Here is a 21,049-nt window from a genome sequence, read left to right as displayed (position 1 = left end):
ACCGGGGCGTCGCGGTGGCGGCCTCTGGTCCCACGCCCCTCGACTCCCGCGAGGCGCGCACGAAACGACACATCACCACGCCCACGCGCGGTGGAAGCCCGCGGGTCCCGGTCCGGGTGTCAGGTGCCGGACCGGGACCCGCGGGAGTATTCGCCCGGGTCAGACGTGGACCGCGACGGTGATCCTGCGGTCGGCGATCGAGCGGCCGACATGGATGTTGTACGCACCCTTGACGAAGGCCCACGAGCCGGTCGCCTCGTCCCAGACCTCGAAGGCGCGGCGGGGGATGTCGACGACGGCCTCGACGGTCTCGCCCGGACCCGCCTCCACCACCGCGAAGCCGGCGAGCCACCGCGCGGGGCGGTCGGAGGCGCGCTCGGCCGGGGCGAGATAGACCTGCACGATCTCCCGGCCCGGCCGGTCGCCGCTGTTGTGCACCCGGACCGTGGCGACGTTGCCGCACACCTCGACCGACTTGTAGGCCCAGTCGGTGTACCCAAGGCCGTGGCCAAAGGGGTACGAGGGGGTGCGGCCGGCCTTGTCCCAGGCCCGGTAGCCGATGAACACACCTTCGCTGTAGGACAGTTCGCCGTTCTCGGGGACGACCTGGGAGACCGGGGCGTCGGTGAGGGAGCCCCAGGTGGTGGGAAGGCGCCCGCCGGGCTCATGGGTGCCGATGAGCACGTCGGCGAGGGCGGCGCCGCCCTCCTGACCCGGGAACCAGCTGAGCAGCACGGCGGCGACCTCGTCCCGCCAGGGCATCTCCACCGGGGAGCCGGAGTTGACGACCACGACCGTGTTCGGATTGGCGGCCGCGACCGCGCGGACCAGGTCGTCCTGGCGGCCCGGCAGGGCCAGGTCGGTGCGGTCGAAGCCCTCCGACTCGACCCGGTCGGTGGTGGCGACCACGACGACGGCGGTGTCGGCCGCCCGGGCCGCTTCGACCGCCTCGGCGATCAGCTCGTCGGCGTCACGCTGCGGCTCCTGGTGGGCAAGAGTGATCGTGACGTCCTCCCGCAGGGAGTCCGCATCGATCGCGACGACATGGGTGAGGCTGACGTCGACGGGTTCTCCCGCGGTGAGTTCCACCTGGGCGCGCGGTACGGGAGAGCTGAAGAAGCCCTCGAAGGGGTCGCCCTCGTCGTGGGCCTGGACACCGTCGTAGTACGTGACCCCGTCGACGGCGAGCTGGAAGGCACCGGTTCCCTTGATGGCGAGGGTGTGCAGGCCGGTGTGGCGCGGTGTGAAGGTCCCGGTCAGTTCGACACTGTGGAGGTTGCCGAACGAGACACCCTCCGGGAGGTCCGCGAACGACCAGTGGATCTGGCCGTTGGGGATGCCCGTGGTGGCGAGGACCGTGCCGTCGGCGCCACGGCACACGGCGCGGAGGGTGAACCCCTTGTCGGCGGTGGCCGGTTCGGTTCTCGGGTCCGCTCCGATCGCATAGCTGAGCGTGCCCTCGGGGAGGGCTTCGGTGAGGCCGCCGAGCGGGGAGACGATCCGGTCCGGGAAGACGGTGGCGGAGCCGCCGCCGAGGACGCGGGCGTCGCGGGCCGCGGCTCCGATCAGGGCGACCGTACCGCCCGGCTTCAGAGGGAGGGCGGCGTTGTCGTTCTTGACGAGGACGAAGGAGCGCCGGGCGATCTCCCGTGCCAGCGCGACGCCGTCGACGCTCTCCGGCGGTTCGGTGACGGCCGGCTCGGCGGTCTCCAGGGCGCCGACGCGGACGGCCAGCCGCAGGACGTTGCGTACGGCCTCGTCGACGGTGGACTCGTCGACCTTGCCGTCCCTGACCGCCTTGGCGAGGGCATCGCCGTAGACGGTCCGCGGTCCGGGCATGGCCACATCGAGGCCGCCGTTGATGGCGTCGACCGTCGACCGGGCCGCCGTCCAGTCGGAGACGTTGAAGCCGTCGAAGCCCCATTCGCCGCGCAGGACCTCGTTGACCAGGTAGTGGTGTTCGCTCATCGTCGTGCCGTTGACCGAGTTGTAGGCGGTCATGATGCCCCACGGGTGGGCGTTCTCGACGATCGCCTCGAAGGGCGCCAGATACAGCTCGCGCAGGGCACGTGCGGAGATCAGGTTGTCGACCGAGAAGCGGTCGGTCTCGGCGTCGTTGGCCACGAAGTGCTTGACCGTGGTGCCGACGCCGCCGGACTGCACACCGTTCACATAGCCGGAGCCGATCACCCCGGTGAGATACGGGTCCTCGCTGTAGCACTCGAAGTGCCGGCCGCCGAGCGGCGAGCGGTGCAGGTTGACCGTGGGGGCGAGCAGGACGTGGACGCCCTTGCGGCGGGCCTCCTGGGCGAGCAGCACACCGGCGCGGTGCGCCAGTGCGGGGTCCCAGGTGGCGGCGAGCGCGGTCGGCGAGGGCAGCGCGATGGACGGGTTGTCCGCGCTCCAGCGCACTCCGCGCACCCCGATCGGACCGTCCGACATGACCAGGGACTTCAGCCCGATCTCGGGGACGGGCGGCAACGACCACCGATCCTGTCCGGCCAGGAGCCGGGTCTTCGTGTCCAGGTCGAGCTGGGCGAGGGCCGTCTCGACAGCCGCTTCGGTCGCACTGGGTGCCTGTGTCACAGCGGCTTCTCCTAGGGGAACGTCGTTGGCCGTGTTCATGCAGAAGTCATTCCGTACAGAGCAGTGGAGGTGGGTGTGGGGCGTCCGGTGTGTGCGCGGATGACACGCGGCGGGGTACGCGAAGCAGGCCCGCCGCGTGACTCAGCCCTTGACGGCGCCGGAGAGCATGCCGCGGATGAACTGCCTCTGGAAGAAGAGGTAGAGGATCACCACGGGAAGGCTGATCAGAACCGCTGCCGCCGCGAGCAGGTTGATGTGGACGAGGTAGCGGCCGGAGAAGGCGCCCAGCCCCAGTGTCATGGGCTGGTGGGCCGGATCGGAGACGAGGATCAGGGACAGGAAGTAGTCGTTCCAGGTCCACATGAAGCTGAGGAGCACGAAGGTGAGGATCGCGGGCCGGGCGATCGGCAGGTAGACGCGCCACAGCATGATCCAGCTGTTGGCGCCGTCCATCTGGGCCGACTCGCCGATGCTCGGCGGCACCGAGCGGAAGGCCGCGCGCATCCAGAACGCGCCGAAGCTCACTCCCAGGCCGACATGGGCGAGGATGATGCCCTGGTAGGTGTCGGTCAGTCCCTGGCCCTGTAGGTCGTAGTAGAGGGGGACGATGATCGCTTCCATCGGGATCATGATCCCGAACAGCAACACCGGGAAGAGGACCTTCTCCCCCACCACGCCCAGCACGCCGAACGCGTAGCCGCTGAAGATCGCCAGCACGGTCGAGACGCACACCACCGTCCCGGTGATGATCAGGCTCGACTTCAGATAGTTGTTGAACCCGGCTTCTTGCCACGCCTCGGTGAAGTTGGACCATTGCAGATGGCCGAGGTCGAGTGTGCCCGCGATGTCGGGGCTCACCGCGACACCGAGGATCCAGACCACCGGGAAGAGGACACCGAGGGCGAGCAGGGTCAGGAAGGTGTAGTTGAACACCTTCTCCCGCTTGGAGATCATCAGTCGTCTCCTTCGGACAGCTTGACGACGACAAGCGACACGGCCAGCGAGACCAGTGCCAGAACGACACCGATGGCGCAGGCGGCCCCGACGTCCGGGTTGCTGAAGGCCCGCTGGTAGAGGACCACGGTGGGGGTGATCGTGGACGTGCCCGGGCCTCCCTTGGTGGTGAGCCAGACGATGTCGAAGACCCGGATGGCGCCCAGCAGGGTGAGGGTGAGCACCACCGCGAGCTGTCCGCGCAGGCCCGGCAGGGTGACGGTGAAGAACTCGCGGACCGGACCGGCCCCGTCCATGCGCGCGGCGTCGTACAGCTCACCGGGGATGTTCTGGGTTCCGGCCACGAACAGCACCATGCACAGCCCGTACGCCGCCCAGGTTCCGGCCAGGCCGAGGGCGGGCAGCGCCCAGGTGAAGTCACCGAGCCATCCGCGGGTCAGGCTGCCAAGGCCGAACGCGGTGAGGACGGAGTTGAGGGGGCCCTCAGGTGCGTAGATCTGCTTCCACACCACGGCGGCCACGGCCGGGGTGAGCACCTGGGGCAGAAAGATGATCGAGCGGTAGACGCTGGCCCCGCGCACGTCCTTGCGTGCGGTCAGCGCGGCACTCACCATTCCCAGGAAGATCGGCAGGATGGAGAAGAACACGATGAAGAACAGCGTGTGGGTGACGGCCTGGCGCAGCGTGGCGTCGGTGAAGAAGCCGGTGTAGTTCTCGAACCCGGCCCAGGTGGCGGTGGTGACCCCGTCCCAGTGGTAGAAGGACAGTTGCACCCCCTGGACGGCGGGCATCAGCACGACGAACGCGTAGATCAGCAACGCGGGAGCGAGGTAGGCGAGCCCCAGGAGGCGTCGGCGGCTGCGGGGGGAGGAGAACCGGCCGCCCTTCGCGCCTCGCGGAGCACCGCCGGCCGCGGCGGCGTGGGGGATGACCGCGGCCTTCGATGGGGTTCCTTCCTTGAGTGTTGCCATCCTTACTTCCCCAGGGTCTTCACATAGGCGCTGGCGTCCCGGTCGGCTGCGGTGACCACCGCCTTCTCGGAGGACTTCCCGGCCAGCATGTTCTGCATGGTGGTGTTGATGGTGTTGTAGAGCGTCGGCGTGGTCCAGTCCATGTAGGGCACGGAGGTGCCGTCGGCCGAGATCTTCTGGGCGATGGCCACGTCGTCCGCGAGCAGCGGGTCTGTACCGGTCGCCTTGACGCTCGTGTGCAGCAGCGGCATCGTCTGGTGCTCGACGGCCAGCTGGGCCGCCTTCTCACTGGCGGCGAAATTCAGGAAGGCGGCGGCGGCATCGGCATGCTTGGTCTTCGAGGAGATGGAGAGGTTGGCCGCGGCGGAGGCGGTGGCCACCGGCTTGCCGCCGTCCTCGCGGGGCAGGACGAACGAGCCGAAGCCCTTGGACTGGCCCGTCTTGAGCGGCAGGGAGCCCGAGTAGTCGAAGTGGAACAGTCCCTTGCCGTTGACGAAGGACTGGGCGGCGTCCGCGGAGGGGAGGCCGGCGTAGTCCTTGGTCAGATAGCCCTTGTCGGACCACTGCTTGAACGTGGACACCGCCTTGGGGAACCCGGTCTGGTCGATGCTCACATCGCCCTGCGAGTAGATGAAGTCGGAGATCTTGCTCTGGTCGCCGAAGGCGTTCGTCAGCGAGAAGAGCGGCTGGGTGACGCCGTTCTGATCGGCGTTGCCGAGGGTGATCGGGGTGATGCCGGCCGACTTCGCCTTGTCCAGAGCGGCCTGGAACTCGGCGTAGGTGGTCGGGACCTTCGCTCCGAGCTGCTTGAGGAGCGAGCGGTTGTAGTAGACCTCGATCAGGGAGGCTCGGGCGACCGGGGTGCCGAACACCGACCCGGTGCCCATCTGCTTGCCGTCGGTGCTGAACTCGTGCTCGCTGAGGATGGACTGCGGGAAGGACTTCTTCCATCCGTAGGCGTCGGCGTAGTTGTCCAGGTTGAGCAGCAGGCCGCCGCGGACCAGGGTTCCCATGGACTGCCAGCCGTTGTTGGGCGGGACGATGTCCGGCGGGTTGCTGGACTTCAGCTTGAGCGGCAGGGCGGCCATCGCATCGCCCCAGGCCATCGAGGTCCGCTTGATCGTGATGTTGGGGTACTTCTTCTCGAAGGCGTTGACGACGGATGTCATCCAGGCGTTGTCCGTGCCGCCGGAGAAGGTGTCCAACACGTTCAACGTGACCTTGCCCATGTCGGCCGGATCAGTGACGACCGCGTCTTTCCCCGCGGTGTTGGACGAGCCGGCTCCACTGGTGCCCGGCACGCAGCCGGCGAGCAGGCCGGCCGTTGCGAAACATACGAACACGCCGGTGATCCGTCGGGTTCTACTGCGCGAGACCACGGTGTCTCCTGTCCTCGATGAGTGCCCGAGAGCCCGGGTGGACCGAGCCTAAGTCAGGGCATACCACTTAGTCCAGATTCATGAAGCTGGTTTGTTCATTCCATTTGTCAGACCAGTTTTGGTAGCGTTGGAGGTATGACGAGCGTGGAAGACACCAAGGCGGGAGCTGCCGTCGGCCAGACCTACCGTCGACTCAGTGACGCACTGCGCCGCGGGGTCTACCAGGCCGGAAGCAGACTGCCCGGGGAGCGCGATCTCGCCGTGGCCCTCGGGGTCAGCCGTTCCACTCTGCGCCTGGCCCTGAGCCGCCTGGCCGAGGAGAACAAACTGGAACGTTCTTCCCAGCGGGGCTGGTTCGTCCGCCGCAACGTCGTCGGCGAACCGCCGAGCACGCTGCAGAGCTTCACCGAGATGGCACACGCCCGCGGGCTGCGGCCGGAGTCCAAGGTACTGCACCAGCGCGCCAGGTCCGCCACCTTCGAAGAGGCCGAGCAGCTGGCCGTCGCCCCCGCCTCCCGCGTTCTCGACCTGCAGAGGCTGCGCAGCCTCGACGCCGTGCCGGTGTGCGTGGACACCAGCGTGGTGGCGCTGTCCCTCGCCCCCGAACTGGCGGAGATCGACCTGACCGGCCGCTCGCTGTACGAGACACTGGAGCAGACCTGCGGAGTGCGTATCGCCCGCAGCTCCTACACGGTCCACGCGGCGGCGGCCGACCAGACCACCGCCGAACTGCTGGGCATTCCGCCCGGGGATCCGGTGCTGATCGGCGAGGAGGTGACCTACGCCGACGGCGGCTCCCCCGTGCTGGCCGGCCGGATGGTCTACCGCAGCGACGCCTACCGTTTCCAGGCCGACCTGTTCCGCCCGATCGCACCGACCTGACGCCTAAGGCCCGGCCGGCGGTGGCATCCGCCGGCCGGGCCTTACGCCTCAGGTCGCCAAGAACTCCTGGGGAGGCATGCTCCCCGTGACTCTTTCCAGTACGGCTTGGGCCGCCTCCGGCTCGTGCAGCGGTACGCCCGCCTCGCCGAGCGCGTCCAGCAGTGCTCCCGCCACCGGTGGCAGCGAGCCGCGTCGCAGCACCGCTCCGGGTACATGGGCGGGCAGCTCCGCGAGCAGCGCCTCGGCGACCGGGGAGCCCGGTGCCGTCAGCACCGAGCCGGACAGCACGACGCTCACCGGACGGTCGGCCTGCGCGAGCCCGGTGCGCCGCGCCGCCACTCCGGCGTACCGGGCGAAGCGGGCGCCCTGGGCGCGGACGATGTCCACGGCCACCGGATCGCCCGCCGCGGCCACCGCCGTGACCACCCGTGCGCAGCTGTTCCGCTCACGCCCGGTGGCATGGTCCTGGCGTCGGGTCAGCCAGTGGTTGAGGGCCGCCGCCGTGGGTTTGCCGTAGTGCTTGAGCAGGGCCTCGGTCAGGGCGGTCTGCGGTCCGAGCCCCAGCTCGGCCAGGAAGACCGCCCGGAAGGACTCGTTCGCGAGCCCCACGGCGCCCATGGCGTGCTGGCTCCACCAGCCCATGTCCCACAGCTCGCCGCCGGGCCCACGGGCGGCGATCGCCGCCGCCGTGCCCCCGGTCACCGAAATGCCGACACCCGAGGGATCACCGCACCGGATCGACGCATAGCCGTCGTTCAGGATGGTCCGCGCGCTCAGCGCACCGGGGCAGTGCCGGGTCAGGGCCTCGTCCCAGTAGTCCCGGTCCTCGGGCCAGTCGACGCCGGCCAGCCGGAAGGCCGCGCCGGCGATGTCGCCGATGTCCGCCCCGGCCTCGGCCAGCGCCGTACGCACGGCCGCCAGCACCTCGGCCACGGCCGCCTCGGGGGTCGGCGCCCCGTAGATGTCCCCGCAGCCCGAACGCCCGGCGCCCACCACCTCACCGGAGGCGGTGGACACCAGGGCGGCGGTCTTGCTGTTGCCCGCGTCCACGCCCAGGAAGAGCGTGGACGCGGGACACGCCGTCTGCGCCTTGCTCACGGCAGCAGACGCTCCGGCAGCCAGGCGCGCTGGGCGTGGGCCATCTCGGCGTACAGCGCCTCGGCCACGGACAGCGACGGCACGAGCGGGTTGGCCATCATGGCGCGGACCGCGTCCGCGACGTTGCCCTCCCAGCCGGCCTTGGCGGTCAGGATCTGGTACTCGGCCAGCTGCTGGGTGATGCCCAGCACGGAGTGCGGCAGCGGCTTCTGCTTCTCGGGGTGGAAGCCCTTGCCGTCCACCGTGCCCCACAGCTCGACGACGGTCGAGTTCTCGAACCCGGGCAGCCAGCCCTCGGTGTTGGTGATGTTGAAGGGCTGACGGATCGGAGCGTCGTTGTAGTACGCGCTGATCGCGTCGATGGCCAGCTCCAGCTCGTGGATGCCACCACGGGAACGCTCCTGCTGCAGCTGCGGGGCGTCGGAGTTCGCCTGCTCGCGGTAGTGCTCCCAGTAGCCGGGCAGCGCGTCCATGATGATCTCGGAGCGGGTCTTCTCGGCCAGCTGCCGCTCGCGCAGGATGTCGTCCCGGAAGTAGTAGTAGTTGAAGTAGTCCGAGGGGATGGACTCCATCGCCACCGCCAGGTGCAGCGCCCGCAGACCGTTGATGTCGTCGGTCGGCTTGCCCTTCAGCGCCTCGTAACGCTCACGCAGGATCGGGAACGCGTCCTGCCCGTCGTACGTGGCCTCGTTGGACCAGCAGTTGTGGTTGATGCCGACCAGGTTGGCCTTGAGCTTGTCCGGGTCGAGACCGGCGGCCTTGGCGACCACCGGCGGGAAGACGATCGGGCCCTCGCAGAAGGAGGCGATCGGGATGTCGGTGTAGTCGGACACCGCCTGGGAGACGATGTTGACCGGGTTGGTGTAGTTGAAGATCCGGGCGCCGGGAGCGACATCGGCGAGGTCGGCACAGAGGCTCTTGATGATCTGGATCGAGCGCAGCGCCATCATCATGCCGCCGGGGCCCTGCGTCTCCTGGCCGATGACGCCGTACTTGAGCGGGATCCGCTCGTCCAGCGCGCGGGCCTCGAAGCCGCCCGGACGGAAGCTGCTGAGCACGGCGTCGACATCGCGCAGGGCTTCGCGCTGGTTGGTCGACGTGGTGATGGTGATGTCGAGACCCTGGTTGCGGGCCATGTTCTGGGTGAGCTTCTGGACCACGTCGAGCCGGTCCTGCTCCAGGTCGATCAGCACGAACTCGGAGCCGTCGAACTCCTTGCCGTGGTGCATGAACGAGGCCATCGTCCCCGCCGCACGGGAGGAGCCACCGCCGAGGTAGGCGATCTTTACGCGAGCCATCGATCCTCCAGGATCTGTTGGTGAATCAACTTCGGATTGCGATATGAGGTGCGACGTCAGAGCGAGGCGAACGACGCGGAGGCGGCGACCGCCGCCTGGTCCAGGTAGAGCTGGGGTTGCGCGCAGTCGGCGAAGACGGTGGCCGGCCAGTCGGCCTCGTATCCCGTGGCCTGCGTGAGACGCCGGGCGGCCTGGCCCTTGTCCTGGCCGTGCACCACCATCACCACGCGCTTGGACTGCGAACGAATGGTGTCGAGACCGACGGTGACCCCGTACCGGGGCACGTCCTCCAACCCGCGGAAGGTCGGGAAGGTCGACAGGTTGTCGATCCGGGTCTGCTCCGCCAGCGGCACCACCCTGGTGCGGGAGTCCGCTGCGCTGCCCACGGGGTTGAACGCGACATGCCCGTCGCCCGCCCCCGAGGCGAGCAGGAAGAGATCGATGCCACCGGCCTCCGTGATCCGGCGGTCGTACGCCTCCGGATCACTCGGATCGGGCAGCCAGAGCCGATCCGGGGCGATTCCCCGCCCCGGCTCCGCGGCTGCGTTCAGCGGCTCCACTATCTCCTTCCGCCCGAAGCGGAGGCAACTGTGGGGCAGCTCGGGATCGATCACCCGATACCGCGAGCCGTGCGCGTCCGACGCCACGGCCTCGGTGTACTCGTCCATCATCACGATCACGACGTGTCCGAGGTCCATCCGGCGTGCCGCCACTTCCCGCGCCAGGGCGCGGTAGGTGCTGGCGGCACTGCGGCCCCCCGGACAGCCGAGCACATACATCCGTCCTGCCCGCGCCGCGTCCTCGATCTCGTCTGCGATCTCCGCGGCAAGTCTGCGCCCCAGTGCCTCTGGGTCCGGGAAGACGATCGGCGAAACCCGCACAGAATGAACTCCTTCTCAGCCAGCCAAAGACTCGGGCGAACCAGTTACTCCACGGATACTACTGTGGTCTGACTGGTCTGGGCAATGGCCCAAGTGATGTCATCCGCGTCATGCCGAACCGAGCGCTCGCAGGGGGCTCCGCCCGGGGCCCACCGTGGATCGATCACCGTCGCCGATCGACACTCGTGTCGCCCTGGCGGCCCAGCTCCCGCTCACCACCGAGGAGCCTGTCGCGCGTCAGAAAGGAAGCTCGAACCAGACGGTTTTTCCGCGACCGCTGGGCGAGTTCCCCCACGCCGAGGCGAGAGCCGAGACGATCATCATCCCCCGGCCGCCCTCCGCCTGGGCCTCGCCAGGACGTCCGACGTTGATGGCGGGGTGGGGGTCGCTGTCCCTGACCTCCACCCGCAGATGGTGCGGATACCGCCGCACCCTGAGGTCCACATCACTGTCGGCATGGACGAGCGCGTTCGTCACGACCTCCGACAACAGGAGCTGCGCCTCGTCGTCGAGCGCCTTGAGCGACCATGCGGACAACCACGCCCGCAGAAACAGGCGGGCGCGCTGCACTCCCCGCAGATCACGTCGAGCGATCTCCAGACGCTGCACATAATGACGTGCCTGCGCTGAGGGCTCCTCATAGCGCAGAAGCAGCAGCGCCGCGTCGTCCGCGGCCCGCGGAAAGACGCTCGTGCGTTTCACCACCTCGTCGCCGATGGCCTCCAGCTGGCCGTGGGAGACGGCGTAGGCGCTGTCGATGACACCACGGCCCATCTCATGCCCGGGGCCGGCGCGGAGGAAGCCGTCGGTGTAGAAGGCGACCAGTGCTCCGGGCTCCAGATGAACACTGACATCGGTGTACTCGTATTCGACGTCGACTCCGAGCGGCGGGCCCACATCCGGTCGGGGATCGAGATAGTCACCGGAAGCCTGTCTGATCAGCGGGACCGGGTGACCCGCTGTCGCGACGCGCATGCGTCCCGTTTCCGGGTCCAGCAAGGCACAGCAGCAGGTGGCGAAGAGGTCGGTCTTCAGTTCACCCAGCAGACGATTGGTACGCCGCAGCAGTGACCCGGGGCTGGCCCCGTCGGTGGCATACGCCCGAACGGCGCTACGGAGCTGCCCCATCACCACCGCCGCGGCCGTGCTGTGACCTTGCACGTCTCCGATGACGGCCGTGACACCGCCGGACGGGCCAGGGATCAGGTCATACCAGTCGCCCCCCAGTTCAAGGCCGCCACTGGCAGGCACATAGCGGCTGGTGGAGACGAGCCCCGGAATACTCGGCAGCATTCTCGGCAGGAGTGCCTGCTGCAGCTGTCGTGCCAGCGCGTGCGAGGCTTCCTCGGCACGGATCCGCTCAAACGTCTGACCGAGAAGAGGTACCAAGGCATTGAGAGCGGCCCGCTCGGCAGCAAAGTGACGGTCGTCGGCGGTGAAACCGATGGAGCACGTACCGAGCACGCGTGTACCCGCCATGAGGGGACTCACTATCCATACGTATTCCTCGGCTTTCTCGGCCTCCTCGGCGCCGTCCCCCGCCGCCGTCGACTCGACCCGATCCCTCGTCTGCGGATGCGCCGTGTCGCAGAAGAGCTGTCTCTTCTCGGTCATCGCGCGTTCCTCGGGCATACCGCTACAGGAAGAGGAGACTTCCAGCCGCCGCAGGAACGCCTGCGAACAACCGGAGGCGCCCACCACCCGCAGCCGCCCGTTTTCCAGCGACGTGATGGCCATCGCCCGGGCCTTCAGTCCAGCGACGACTCGTTGATCGACCTCGTGGACGACATCCTCAAGGCTGAACGCCCTGGGCAGCCTCAGGGCCAGTTGCTGGATGTGGTACATGAAGGGAGCTATCTCCGCGTCCCGAACCGTGTCGTCCCCGACCGCCGGGGACACCGCACACATCGCCGTCACCAGCGGAATCTCGCCGGCCTGCATCGAGACACCCGCTGCCGCCAACGGAATCAGTTCGCGGGCCGCCTCCCGGCCCACAGCGGAAAGTCGGTCCACTTCGTCCGAACGGATATGCCGGAAAATTCCGGGCCAGAAGGCGGCGATCGCACCGAACCGCTTACCCTCCGATTCCAATGGCGCCGACGCTATGGTAAGGGGATAGGGAACGAAGACTGCGAATTGCGGATACTTGCCGAGCGTATCGATGGAGTGCGCAACCTTGGGCTCACCGGTTTTATAGGCGGCGACGGACGGGAAAATCTCGTCGTCCATGGGCAGCCGCTCCATCAGTCCGACGCCGAGCGGTTCCACGGCGGCGACCGCCGCGCCCAGGATGGGCTCACCCCGCACGGGAAGGAACACGGCCACCGAGGAAGCGCGCAGATCACGCAGCGTACGACAGGCGGCGTTCACGAGCACGTCGTCGCGGCTCCTGGCGGGATGTGCATCCGCTCGCCGGCCCGGCCCGCGCGTGTCAGCGTTCATACCGTTCAGCTCCCGGCGCCGTCGAACCACCTCCAATAGAGCACATGATAAATGTCCGGACGGCCAATCGGCTATTCAGCTGTGGTTTGAGGCCGTCCACGTTCACGTTTTTCGATCAACTAATACTCAAGCACTTTGCTTTTCCCGCCCGCTCCCCCGCACCGCGGCAGGGCCGGCCCCGACCGGCATGGCGGTCACCGGTGCCGGCCCGGCGCGAGCGGCGCCCGCACGCATCCGACCCCGCACACATCCGATCCCGTACACATGACTGACAAGAAGCTGAAACACAGGGACGGAATGCGGGTCCGGCCGCCGACCGTTCTGGCTGGCATGACGGTAGGAGTAGCACTCAACGCGTCCGACGCCGACAACCAGGTCGACACCACTGTGGAGCTGGCCCGCGAGGCCGCGGCGGCCGGTCTGCGCTCGGCCTGGTTCGGGCAGACCTTCGGCGCGGACTCACCCCAACTCGCGGCGATCGCCGGGCGCGAGGTACCCGGACTGCACGTGGGGACCTCCGCGATCCCCGTCTTCGGCCGGCACCCGCTGCTCGTCTCCAGCCAGGCCCAGACCGCCCAGGCCGCGACGCACGGCCGCTACCACCTCGGGCTGGCCCTGGGCACCAGGCTGCTCACGGAGACCGGCTTCGGACTGCCCTTCGCACGGCCCATCGCCCGCCTGCGTGAATTCCTCACCGCCCTGCGGCAGTTGACGGACACCGGCACGGCCGACTTCCACGGTGAGCTGCTCACCGCGGCCCCGCCGATCCCCGCGCGCGTACCGGGGGCCGAGAACGGCGTTCCCCTGCTGGTCGCCGCGATGGGCCCGCAGGCGCTGCGCGTCAGCGGTGAGCTGGCGGACGGGATCCTCCCCTATCTGGCCGGGCCACGCGCCCTGGCGGAACACATCGTGCCCGCCCTGACGGCCGCGGCCGAGGCCGCCGGCCGGCCCGCGCCCCGGATCGTGGCCCTGGTGCCCGGCGTGGTCACGGACGACGTGGAGGCGGTGCGGGCCAAGGCCACCGAGCAACTGGCGTTCTACGAACAGATCCCGTCCTACGCACGGGTCATCGAACTCTCCGCCGCCCGGCGGGCCGCCGACGTGGCCGTGATCGGCGACGAGAAGACGGTCGCCGCCGAGGTACGGCGGTACCGGGACGCCGGAGCCACCGAGGTCGTCTTCTCGGGCACCGAGATCGCCGGGGAGGCGGACCGGCGGCGCACCTGGGCGCTCCTCGGCGAACTCGCCGGCTGAGTGCCCGACGGCGGGCCGCCGACCGGATACCTGACCGCACACCATGGCGAGGCCGGGCCTCGCGGAACGAGGGAGCACCCATGACCACCGATGTCACCCCGACGGATCTCCATGCCTTCACCGAGGAATGGCTGGACTGGTACCGCGCCCAGGAGGCCCGGCTCGCCGATCCGCACGGTTTTCTGGCGATCACCGCCCTGCACTGGCTCGACGACCGGCCGCAGCGCTTCCCCGACGCCCCCGGTGTCTGGCGTACCGGCCGCGACGGGGTCGTCGTCACCCTGGACGACGGAGAGGAACTGGTCGTCCAGGGAACACCGGTGCGGGGCGAGCACCGTTTCGGCGTGCTTCCCGAGCGCGGCGGTGTCGACGCGGTCTGGAAAGACGCCGTGATCGAGGTCGCCAAGCGTGGCGGGCACGACATCGTGCGTCCCCGGCACCCGGACGCGCCGTTGCGTGCCGCCTTCACCGGGACACCCGCCTACCCGCCCCATCCGCGCTGGGTGGTGAAGGGCCGTTATCTGCCCTTCGACGAGCCGCGGCCGACCACCGTGGGCGCCGCGGTGGAGGGCCTCGAGCATGTGTACGACGCCCCGGGCAGGATCGAGTTCGAGCTGGACGGGCGCCGGTTGTCCCTGACCGCCTTCCCCGGGCGCGGTGCGGGCCGGCTGACAGTACTGTTCACCGACGCGACCTCCGGGGTCACCACCTATGCCGCCAACCGGGTCCTGGCCGTGGAGCCGCCCGCCGCCGACGGCGGCGTCGTACTGGACTTCAACCGCGCCGCCAATCTGCCGTGCGCCTACACGGACCTGGCGACCTGCCCGCTGCCACCGGCCGAGAACCGGCTTCCCGTGGCGATCGAGACCGGCCAGAAGATCCCGCACGAGCGCGGCGGCTCCTGACCGGCCCACGCCGCTCCCGCGGTCGCCCGGCCACCGTCGTCGTGACCCGCGCCGCGGTGGATACCGCGGCTCCGCGGTTCCGGGACGGGCTCGTCGGCGATGCCGACGCGCACCGCACCCGGTGGTGGCCGTCATCGGGGATTGACGCATGACAACACCGCTCCGTACGATCACGTCCGGCATTGAGTGTCAGCGTCAAGCCCTGGCTCGCTGACCGGCAACCCTCCCCCGCGGTGGGGTGCTCCAGGTGAAAGCCCGGCAGGACCACCCACATGTCCTGCAAGCGCGTGCCCCCGGGACCGGGGGCGGGAAACATGGAGGACCGGGATGCGGCACAGCGATGAGCCCAGGGCCTCCTTCGCCGTCGCCACGGTGTTCTCCCGGCTCTCCCGCCGACGCCACATCGGTCTTCAGCGCTTCACCAGCTGTCTGTGTCTCGTCTGACACTTCGTCTCATGGCCGGCCGGCGGCCTTCGCCGGCCACGGCTGCCGGTATGTGTCTCCCCCAGCGCCCTGCGTGGTGCCGTCGGCCCGCTGCCCATGTTCCGCGACCGCCATGGGATGTCACACCCGGAAGGAAACAGGCCGGCTTCGGCCAAAGCGGAGGTTCTGATGCCCGTCACCCAACGTATCTACGGCGCCTTGCGTTCGGGTATACGGGACGGCCGGGTGCCTTCGGGCTCGCGGCTGGACGAGGTGAAGCTGGGCCGTGCGCTCGCCGCCCCGCGCGACGCGGTCCGACTGGCGCTCCAGCGTCTGCGCGACGACCGGCTGGTCGAGCGAGCGCCACGCAGGGGCACGGTGGTGAGGCGCGGCCCCAGCCGCGTGGACGTCGGTCAACTCTTCCGTGTCCGCAATCTCGACCCGACGGTGGCGCTGCTGGAGATCACCACCTGCCCCACTCCGCCCGGACTGTTCGACGAGGGGCCGTCCGCGACCGAGGCGGTGACGATCGAGCGGCTACTGGGCCACGGTGACGCCCTGTGTTTTGAAATAACCTTCGCCAGGGCCGTCGACGCCGGCTTGCTCGGCAGGCTGTCGAAGCTGTACGCGCAGGACCGGTCACGCCGACAGGCCGACCAACCTCTTGGCGAGTACTTCATGGAGGCCTACGGGACGGCACTCGGGAGTGTGGCCGTCACCGCGGAAGTCGTGGAAGGTGATCGGCAGCTCGCCGCGCTCATCCGTATCGGCGACAGCGAACCGGTCTTCCGGTTCGAGCGACGGCTCAGCGACACCGGGGGTGTCCTCCTTGAGGTGACACACGCGTACTTCCCGGCGAGTGCCAACTTCCTCGACTTCACCGGCGACTTCACCCGGGCCGACTGACGGTGGCGGCGTGGACGCGGGCCGACCGCGAGAGGCGTACGCGTCGCCGCGTAATCCCGCGTAATCGCCGTCCGAGGCCCGGAATCAACGGGCCGAACAGGGTCGGATTGGCGCGGATTCCAGAGTGTGAAACCGAAGACAAATCAATCCGGTCAGCGTTTACGATGCCTTTCGGATTTCACGTCCGCGATCTCTGGGAGGCTGGATGCCGGGTCGGCTGTCAAGGACTGCGTTTCGCCCGGCGGCGATGGTCTTCGTTCCGACAGATGACGGCACACTGTGTGGCGGCCGGCCAGGGTGGCCGACGTCGTACGCCGTCTGACGGAGCTGAGCCCGTATTTGGAGACCCTGGTCGGCAGACCCGCCCGGATCGCCGACGGCACAGCCCGTATCGCGCGGACGGCCGGTGTCGACGGATTCAATCTGCACGAGTTCCTCATTCCCCACGAATTCACCGAGTTCATCGAGTCCGTCATACGATCCTGCAGCGGCGCGGCCTGTACCGCACCGCGTACGAACCGGGCAGCCACCGGCACCGGCTGCTCGGCCGGGGCGGCCGGGTGGCAGGCACCCGTCCCGCCGCCGTCTTCCGGGAGGTTTCCCTATGAGTTCCGCACACGTGCCCGTCCTGTCCTCGGCCGCCGAGGCCGTTCAGGCGGCGAGCCGGCTCGCCGCCGAACTCGCGCCGGGGGCGGCGGGGCGCGACCGCGAGGGGCGTTTCCCGTATGACGCGGCCCGTCTGCTGTCGGACTCGGGGCTGCTGGGCATCCGCGTGCCCGCCGAGTACGGTGGCGCGGGTGTCGGCCAGGAGACGGTCGCCGAGGTCTTCCGGATCCTCGCCTCCGCCGACGGCGCGCTCGCGCAGATCCCGCAGACCCACTTCGCGTTCGTCGACGCACTCCTCACCGCCGGCCGCGAGGACCTTCGGCACGAGCTGTTCGGCGCGGTGCTCGCCGGCGCCCGCATCGGGAACGCGGCCAGCGAGCAAGGGGGCAGGACCGCGGCCGACTTCCGCACCCGGGTCACCGGCACCACAGCCGGGTTGCGGCTGCGCGGCACCAAGCACTACGCCACCGGGGCGCTCGGCGCCGCCTGGATCGCCGTCTATGCCCTCTCCGGCGACGACCTCACCCTCGTCTTCGTGCCCGGGGACGCTCCGGGTGTCCGCCTCGCCGACGACTGGGCCGGCATGGGACAGCGCGCCACCGGAAGCGGAACCGCCGAGTTCGACGACGTACCCGTCGCCGCACACCGGGTGATCTCGCCGTGGACCCAGCCCGGCGCGCGCCGCGGCTGGTGGCTCGCCGGGCGTCTCGCCCACACCGCCATCGACGTCGGTATCGCCGAGAACGCGCTTGATGACGCATTGGCGTACCTGACCACGCGAGCCCGGGTCTCCCCCGGGCTGCCGTTCCACACGCCCGGCGAGGACCCGCTGGTCCAGCGCGGCGTCGGGGTGGCCGCCGCCCGTACACGTGCGGCACGTCTCCTGCTGGCCGACGCGGCGCGGCTGGTCGACGCGGCCTGGGCGAGCGACGACGACGCCGACGTAGGGGAGGCACGCCTCGCCCTCGACCAGGCCAAGGCGTTCGCCGCCGACGTCGCGGTCGAGGTGTCCGGCGAGCTGTTCGCCTGGACCGGCACCAGCGCCACCGATGACAGGCATGACCTGCACCGTCACTGGCGCAACGCCCGCACCCACACCCTGCACGACCCGAACGAATGGAAGTACGCCTCCGCGGGTGCCGCCCTCATCGAGCGGGCCGGCCACGGCGGCACGCCCGGCGCAGCCGACTGAGCCGAAACCGGGTCAGCGCCCACCGCGCCCCGACCACGGCCGCACCCGAGACCGACCGCGGGCGGCCGGCCACGACCGCACCCGGCCCTGCCGGACCGTCCCACACCGTAGGGAGAACCATGTCGACCACCGCCACGTTCAACGACGAGCGCCCCGACCCGCACGATGTCTTCCGCGCCGACCCGCGCCGCGCCGCGGGCGTCGAGTACCGGCGGGCCGGCCGCTCCGGCCTCCTGCTGCCACCGATCAGCCTGGGGCTGTGGTACGGATACGGAGACGACCGGCCCTTCCAGACCCAACGGGACATCATCCGCTACGCCTTCGACCACGGCGTCACCCACTTCGACCTGGCCAACAACTACGGCCCGCCGCCGGGCGCCGCCGAGGAGAACTTCGGGCGCGTGCTGCGCAAGGACCTGCGTCCCTACCGCAATGAACTCGTCATCACCACCAAGGCCGGCTGGCCGATGTGGCCCGGCCCGTACGGCCGGCTCGGCTCGGCCAAGTACCTCCTGTCCAGCCTCGACGAATCGCTCGACCGCCTCGGCGTCGACCACGTCGACGTCTTCTACTCCCACCGCTACGACCCGGACACCCCGTTGGAGGAGACCATAGGGGCGCTGGACACGGCCGTACGGGCCGGCAAGGCCATCCATGTGGGCATCTCCTCCTACTCCGCCGAGCGCACCCGGGAGGCGATCGCCATCGCGCGAAGGCTCAACACACCGCTGACGGTCCACCAGCCGTCGTACTCACTGCTGAACCGGTGGATCGAGACCGATCTGCTGGACACGCTGGGCGAGGCCGGTCTCGGTGCCGCCGTGTTCACGCCGCTGGCCCAGGGCTTGCTCACCGACCGGTACCTCGACGGCTTCGACGGCGTGCGGCGCAGTGGCGAGCGTCCCACGCTGCCGGACGCGGCACGCACCGACGCAACCCTCGCGAAGCTGCGGGCCCTGAACCGGATCGCCCGACGCCGGGGCCAGAGCCTGGCCCAGCTCGCCCTCGCCTGGGTGCTGCGCGATCCCCGGGTCACGACCGCGGTGGTCGGCGCGACGAGCGTCGAGCAGTTCCGCGACAATCTGGGCGCGCTCACGAACCTCTCCTTCACCGCGGAGGAACGTGCCGAGATCGACACACACGCGACCGACGCTGGAGTGAACCCGTGGACGCTGTCCTCCGAACTGTGAGCGGCGACCCCGCCGGCGAGGCGCGGCAGGCGCACATCGCCGCGCAGCCGCCCGAGCCGGCGCGCACCGATGTCCTGGTGATCGGCCTCGGCGCGTTCGGCTCGGCGGCGCTGTGGCGGCTGGCCGAGCGCGGTGTCGACGTGGTGGGCATCGAACGCTTCGGCGTGGGGCACCCGTTCGGCTCCTCACACGGCATCACCCGCCTGTTCCGGGTCGCCTGCCAGGAGCACCCCGGGCTGTCCCCCATCGCGCTGAGATCGCGGGACCTGTGGCACGAACTCGGCAGTCGGCTCGGGCAGCCGCTGCTGCGGCAGAGCGGGTGCCTGAGCGTCGGGGCACCGGGATCGGCGCCGGTCGCCGGAACGCTCGCCGCCGCCCGGGCCGCGGGCCTTCCAGTGACCCGGATCGCCCACGACCGACTCGCGGCCCGCTATCCGCAGTACGCCGGCCTGGCCGAAGACCACGAGGCGGTCCTCGACCCCGAGGCCGGCCTCTGCTACCCGGAACGCGCCGTCCGCGCCCACATACGGGCCGCGGCCGACCACGGCGCCGTGGTCTACCAGGACACGCGCGTGCTGGCCCTGGAACTCACCGCCCACGGAGTCACGGCACAGACCCCCACCGCGCGCGTGGTCGCACGGCAGGCCATCGTCGCCACCGGTGCCTGGCTCGGCAAGCTCGTCCCCGGACTGCCGCTCCGGCCGCGCCGCACACCGCTGTTCTGGTTTCGGCCCCGTGACCCGGACGACGACGCGTTCTCGCTGGAGCGCTTTCCCGCGTTCATCCGTGAACTCCCGGACGGCAGGGTGCTGTGGGGTCACGGCTCGGACGCCCACGAGGGTTTCGGCATCAAGATCGGCATGGAGGACCAGGGGCACAACTTCGCCGACACGGACCCCGACGAGGTGGACCGTTCCATCCGTCCGACCGCGGACATGGCCCAGTTGTCCGCGTGGGTCGCCGACGCGTTTCCCGGCATCGACCCGGTACCCGAGAAGGCCACCGTCTGCATGATCAACAACTCTCCGGACCACCAGTTCCTCGTCGGACGCCCCGGAGGCGATCCCCGTCTGATCGTCGCCGGCGGTGACTCGGGGCACGGTTTCAAGCACGCCGCCGGCATCGGCGAACTCCTGGCCGCACTCGCGGTGGGCGAGGCCCCGTACACCGGCATCGGCTTCCTCGACCCGAGCCGGTTCTCGGCCCGGCGGGCCGACCGATGACGCCACCAGTGGTGCCCCGCTCCAGCGGACACCGCCGGTGTGCCGCCGGGCCGCTACGCGTCGAGGCGACGAAGCAGCGTGGCCAATGACTCCTTCGGCCCTTGTCGTGCGGTGTCCAGGACGATGTGCGCGCGGTCCCACGGTTCGTAGTCCCGGTCGACGACCTGCTGCCAGTCGGGCAGCGGCAGGTCCGGGATGTCGACCGCGCGTGACGTCACCCGGTGCCGGTGCTCGGCCGGATCGGTGCAGACCAGTTCCACCTCCCTCGCCGGGACCCCTGCCCTGACGGCCGCGTCACGCCAGGCGTCGCGTGTGACGGCCAGCGGATTGACCGACTCCGCGATCACGGTCAGTCCCTGTCGCAGATGCTCCTCGGCCAAGGCGTATCCGACGGCGTATCCGGCCGGCCCGACGGGATGCCGCGCCAGGCCGGAGCGGACGATGGCCTGCTCGATGGTGTCCACGCGTACATGGACCGCGCCGATGCGCGCGGCGAGGAGCCGGGCGAGGGTGGTCTTGCCGGTGCCGGGCAGGCCGCCGATGACAATGAGCGTGACTCCACCCACGACTAAAGGTCGAGGGCTTCCTGGATCGCTGGCTAAGCAGCGTCGCAGAGGACCAGCCCGGCCCTGTGCTGGACGTTCAGCGCGCCTACGTGGTCGGCGTTGCCGGACCAGCCGCAGTTGACGCACTCGAACTTCGCTTGGGTGACGCGGTTCTCCCTGGCAACGTGTCCGCAGCCTCCGAGGCTGAGCGGGCACGTGCGGGAGGTGTTGCGAGGGTCCACCGGAACCACCAGGCGACCGGCGCTCTCAGCCTTGTTCGCCAGAATGTTCAGGAAGAGCCGCACGCCCGCGTC

At 69.7% G+C, this 21,049-nt stretch carries 18 protein-coding genes and 1 riboswitch; of the genes, 8 read left to right on the top strand and 10 right to left on the bottom strand.

Annotated features, from left to right (window positions below):
• Positions 1-159: 159 nt before the first annotated feature.
• The 4 genes from ABT245_RS17005 to ABT245_RS16990 form a co-directional block, all read right to left on the bottom strand.
• On the bottom strand, positions 160-2,586 hold the full coding sequence (locus ABT245_RS17005) for a glycoside hydrolase family 3 protein (protein WP_351734234.1): 2,427 nt from the start codon (positions 2,584-2,586) through the stop codon (positions 160-162).
• 141 nt (positions 2,587-2,727) lie between these two features.
• A complete protein-coding gene (locus ABT245_RS17000) occupies positions 2,728-3,540 on the bottom strand; it encodes a carbohydrate ABC transporter permease (protein ID WP_351734232.1) in 813 nt (270 codons plus the stop codon).
• The gene (locus ABT245_RS16995) at positions 3,540-4,511 is read right to left on the bottom strand and encodes a carbohydrate ABC transporter permease (protein WP_351734230.1); all 972 of its coding nucleotides are present in this window, start codon (positions 4,509-4,511) and stop codon (positions 3,540-3,542) included. The genes ABT245_RS17000 and ABT245_RS16995 overlap by 1 nt, the downstream gene beginning before the upstream one ends.
• Before the next feature lie 2 nt (positions 4,512-4,513).
• Positions 4,514-5,854, bottom strand: coding sequence for an ABC transporter substrate-binding protein (locus tag ABT245_RS16990; protein ID WP_351734228.1), 1,341 nt, complete (start codon positions 5,852-5,854; stop codon positions 4,514-4,516).
• Positions 5,855-6,025: 171 nt separating this feature from the next.
• On the opposite strand from ABT245_RS16990, the gene ABT245_RS16985 reads away from it, so the two are divergent.
• Positions 6,026-6,772, top strand: a complete 747-nt coding sequence (locus ABT245_RS16985; RefSeq protein ID WP_351734226.1) for a GntR family transcriptional regulator — start codon at positions 6,026-6,028, stop codon at positions 6,770-6,772.
• Between the two features lie 48 nt (positions 6,773-6,820).
• Here the strand turns inward: ABT245_RS16985 and ABT245_RS16980 are convergent, their stop codons facing one another.
• From ABT245_RS16980 to ABT245_RS16965, 4 genes are all read right to left on the bottom strand, one after another.
• Positions 6,821-7,870, bottom strand: a complete 1,050-nt coding sequence (locus ABT245_RS16980; RefSeq protein WP_351734224.1) for a BadF/BadG/BcrA/BcrD ATPase family protein — start codon at positions 7,868-7,870, stop codon at positions 6,821-6,823.
• Positions 7,867-9,168, bottom strand: coding sequence for a family 4 glycosyl hydrolase (locus tag ABT245_RS16975; RefSeq protein WP_351734222.1), 1,302 nt, complete (start codon positions 9,166-9,168; stop codon positions 7,867-7,869). The genes ABT245_RS16980 and ABT245_RS16975 overlap by 4 nt, the downstream gene beginning before the upstream one ends.
• Before the next feature lie 56 nt (positions 9,169-9,224).
• Positions 9,225-10,049, bottom strand: a complete 825-nt coding sequence (locus ABT245_RS16970; protein ID WP_351734220.1) for a 6-phosphogluconolactonase — start codon at positions 10,047-10,049, stop codon at positions 9,225-9,227.
• A 237-nt stretch (positions 10,050-10,286) separates the two neighbouring features.
• A complete protein-coding gene (locus ABT245_RS16965) occupies positions 10,287-12,491 on the bottom strand; it encodes a SpoIIE family protein phosphatase (protein ID WP_351734218.1) in 2,205 nt (734 codons plus the stop codon).
• Between the two features lie 330 nt (positions 12,492-12,821).
• Here ABT245_RS16965 and ABT245_RS16960 point away from each other — a divergent pair, with 330 nt between their 5' ends.
• The 7 genes from ABT245_RS16960 to solA all read left to right on the top strand — a co-directional run bounded on the left by ABT245_RS16960 (position 12,822) and on the right by solA (position 20,190).
• Positions 12,822-13,745, top strand: coding sequence for an LLM class F420-dependent oxidoreductase (locus ABT245_RS16960; RefSeq protein ID WP_351734216.1), 924 nt, complete (start codon positions 12,822-12,824; stop codon positions 13,743-13,745).
• Between the two features lie 80 nt (positions 13,746-13,825).
• Positions 13,826-14,650, top strand: coding sequence for a DUF1684 domain-containing protein (locus tag ABT245_RS16955; protein ID WP_351734214.1), 825 nt, complete (start codon positions 13,826-13,828; stop codon positions 14,648-14,650).
• 178 nt (positions 14,651-14,828) lie between these two features.
• Positions 14,829-14,942, top strand: a riboswitch (SAM riboswitch).
• Positions 14,943-14,977: 35 nt separating this feature from the next.
• Complete coding sequence (locus ABT245_RS46095) at positions 14,978-15,094, top strand: putative leader peptide (protein ID WP_502982140.1); 117 nt, start codon at positions 14,978-14,980, stop codon at positions 15,092-15,094.
• Between the two features lie 168 nt (positions 15,095-15,262).
• Positions 15,263-15,979: a GntR family transcriptional regulator gene (locus ABT245_RS16950; protein ID WP_351734212.1), complete on the top strand. Its 717-nt coding sequence runs from the start codon at positions 15,263-15,265 to the stop codon at positions 15,977-15,979.
• Between the two features lie 604 nt (positions 15,980-16,583).
• Positions 16,584-17,777 (top strand): acyl-CoA dehydrogenase family protein, encoded by a 1,194-nt coding sequence (locus tag ABT245_RS16945; RefSeq protein ID WP_351734210.1) that lies wholly within the window; start codon positions 16,584-16,586, stop codon positions 17,775-17,777.
• Positions 17,778-17,896: 119 nt separating this feature from the next.
• The gene (locus ABT245_RS16940; RefSeq protein WP_351734208.1) at positions 17,897-18,967 is read left to right on the top strand and encodes an aldo/keto reductase; all 1,071 of its coding nucleotides are present in this window, start codon (positions 17,897-17,899) and stop codon (positions 18,965-18,967) included.
• Positions 18,943-20,190 carry an N-methyl-L-tryptophan oxidase gene (gene solA, locus ABT245_RS16935; RefSeq protein WP_351734206.1) on the top strand — a complete coding sequence of 416 codons (1,248 nt, stop codon included), beginning with the start codon at positions 18,943-18,945 and terminating at the stop codon, positions 20,188-20,190. Before ABT245_RS16940 ends, solA begins: the two co-directional genes overlap by 25 nt.
• A gap of 53 nt (positions 20,191-20,243) precedes the next feature.
• On the opposite strand, the gene ABT245_RS16930 is transcribed toward solA, so the two are convergent.
• A complete protein-coding gene (locus ABT245_RS16930) occupies positions 20,244-20,756 on the bottom strand; it encodes a P-loop nucleotide/nucleoside kinase family protein (RefSeq protein ID WP_351734204.1) in 513 nt (170 codons plus the stop codon).
• A gap of 32 nt (positions 20,757-20,788) precedes the next feature.
• The coding region (locus ABT245_RS16925) for a zinc ribbon domain-containing protein (RefSeq protein ID WP_351734202.1) at positions 20,789-21,049 on the bottom strand (261 nt) is incomplete at its 5' end.

The organism is Streptomyces sp. NPDC001508, from assembly GCF_040298665.1.
In the GTDB taxonomy this organism is placed as follows: domain Bacteria; phylum Actinomycetota; class Actinomycetes; order Streptomycetales; family Streptomycetaceae; genus Streptomyces.
The sequence above is the reverse complement of the archived record's forward strand: the minus strand, read 5'-3'. Positions and strand labels throughout refer to the sequence as shown.

What these genes read in the sequence shown, in the direction of transcription:
- ABT245_RS16955 (WP_351734214.1), top strand. Translation starts at nt 13,826, where the DNA reads ATGACCACCGATGTCACCCCGACGGATCTCCATGCCTTCACCGAGGAA.
- ABT245_RS16945 (WP_351734210.1), top strand. Translation starts at nt 16,584, where the DNA reads ATGAGTTCCGCACACGTGCCCGTCCTGTCCTCGGCCGCCGAGGCCGTT.
- ABT245_RS16940 (WP_351734208.1), top strand. Translation starts at nt 17,897, where the DNA reads ATGTCGACCACCGCCACGTTCAACGACGAGCGCCCCGACCCGCACGAT.
- ABT245_RS17000 (WP_351734232.1), bottom strand. Translation starts at nt 3,540, where the DNA reads ATGATCTCCAAGCGGGAGAAGGTGTTCAACTACACCTTCCTGACCCTG.
- ABT245_RS16975 (WP_351734222.1), bottom strand. Translation starts at nt 9,168, where the DNA reads ATGGCTCGCGTAAAGATCGCCTACCTCGGCGGTGGCTCCTCCCGTGCG.
- ABT245_RS16960 (WP_351734216.1), top strand. Translation starts at nt 12,822, where the DNA reads ATGACGGTAGGAGTAGCACTCAACGCGTCCGACGCCGACAACCAGGTC.
- ABT245_RS16965 (WP_351734218.1), bottom strand. Translation starts at nt 12,491, where the DNA reads ATGAACGCTGACACGCGCGGGCCGGGCCGGCGAGCGGATGCACATCCC.
- ABT245_RS46095 (WP_502982140.1), top strand. Translation starts at nt 14,978, where the DNA reads ATGCGGCACAGCGATGAGCCCAGGGCCTCCTTCGCCGTCGCCACGGTG.
- ABT245_RS16950 (WP_351734212.1), top strand. Translation starts at nt 15,263, where the DNA reads ATGCCCGTCACCCAACGTATCTACGGCGCCTTGCGTTCGGGTATACGG.
- ABT245_RS16985 (WP_351734226.1), top strand. Translation starts at nt 6,026, where the DNA reads ATGACGAGCGTGGAAGACACCAAGGCGGGAGCTGCCGTCGGCCAGACC.
- ABT245_RS16995 (WP_351734230.1), bottom strand. Translation starts at nt 4,511, where the DNA reads ATGGCAACACTCAAGGAAGGAACCCCATCGAAGGCCGCGGTCATCCCC.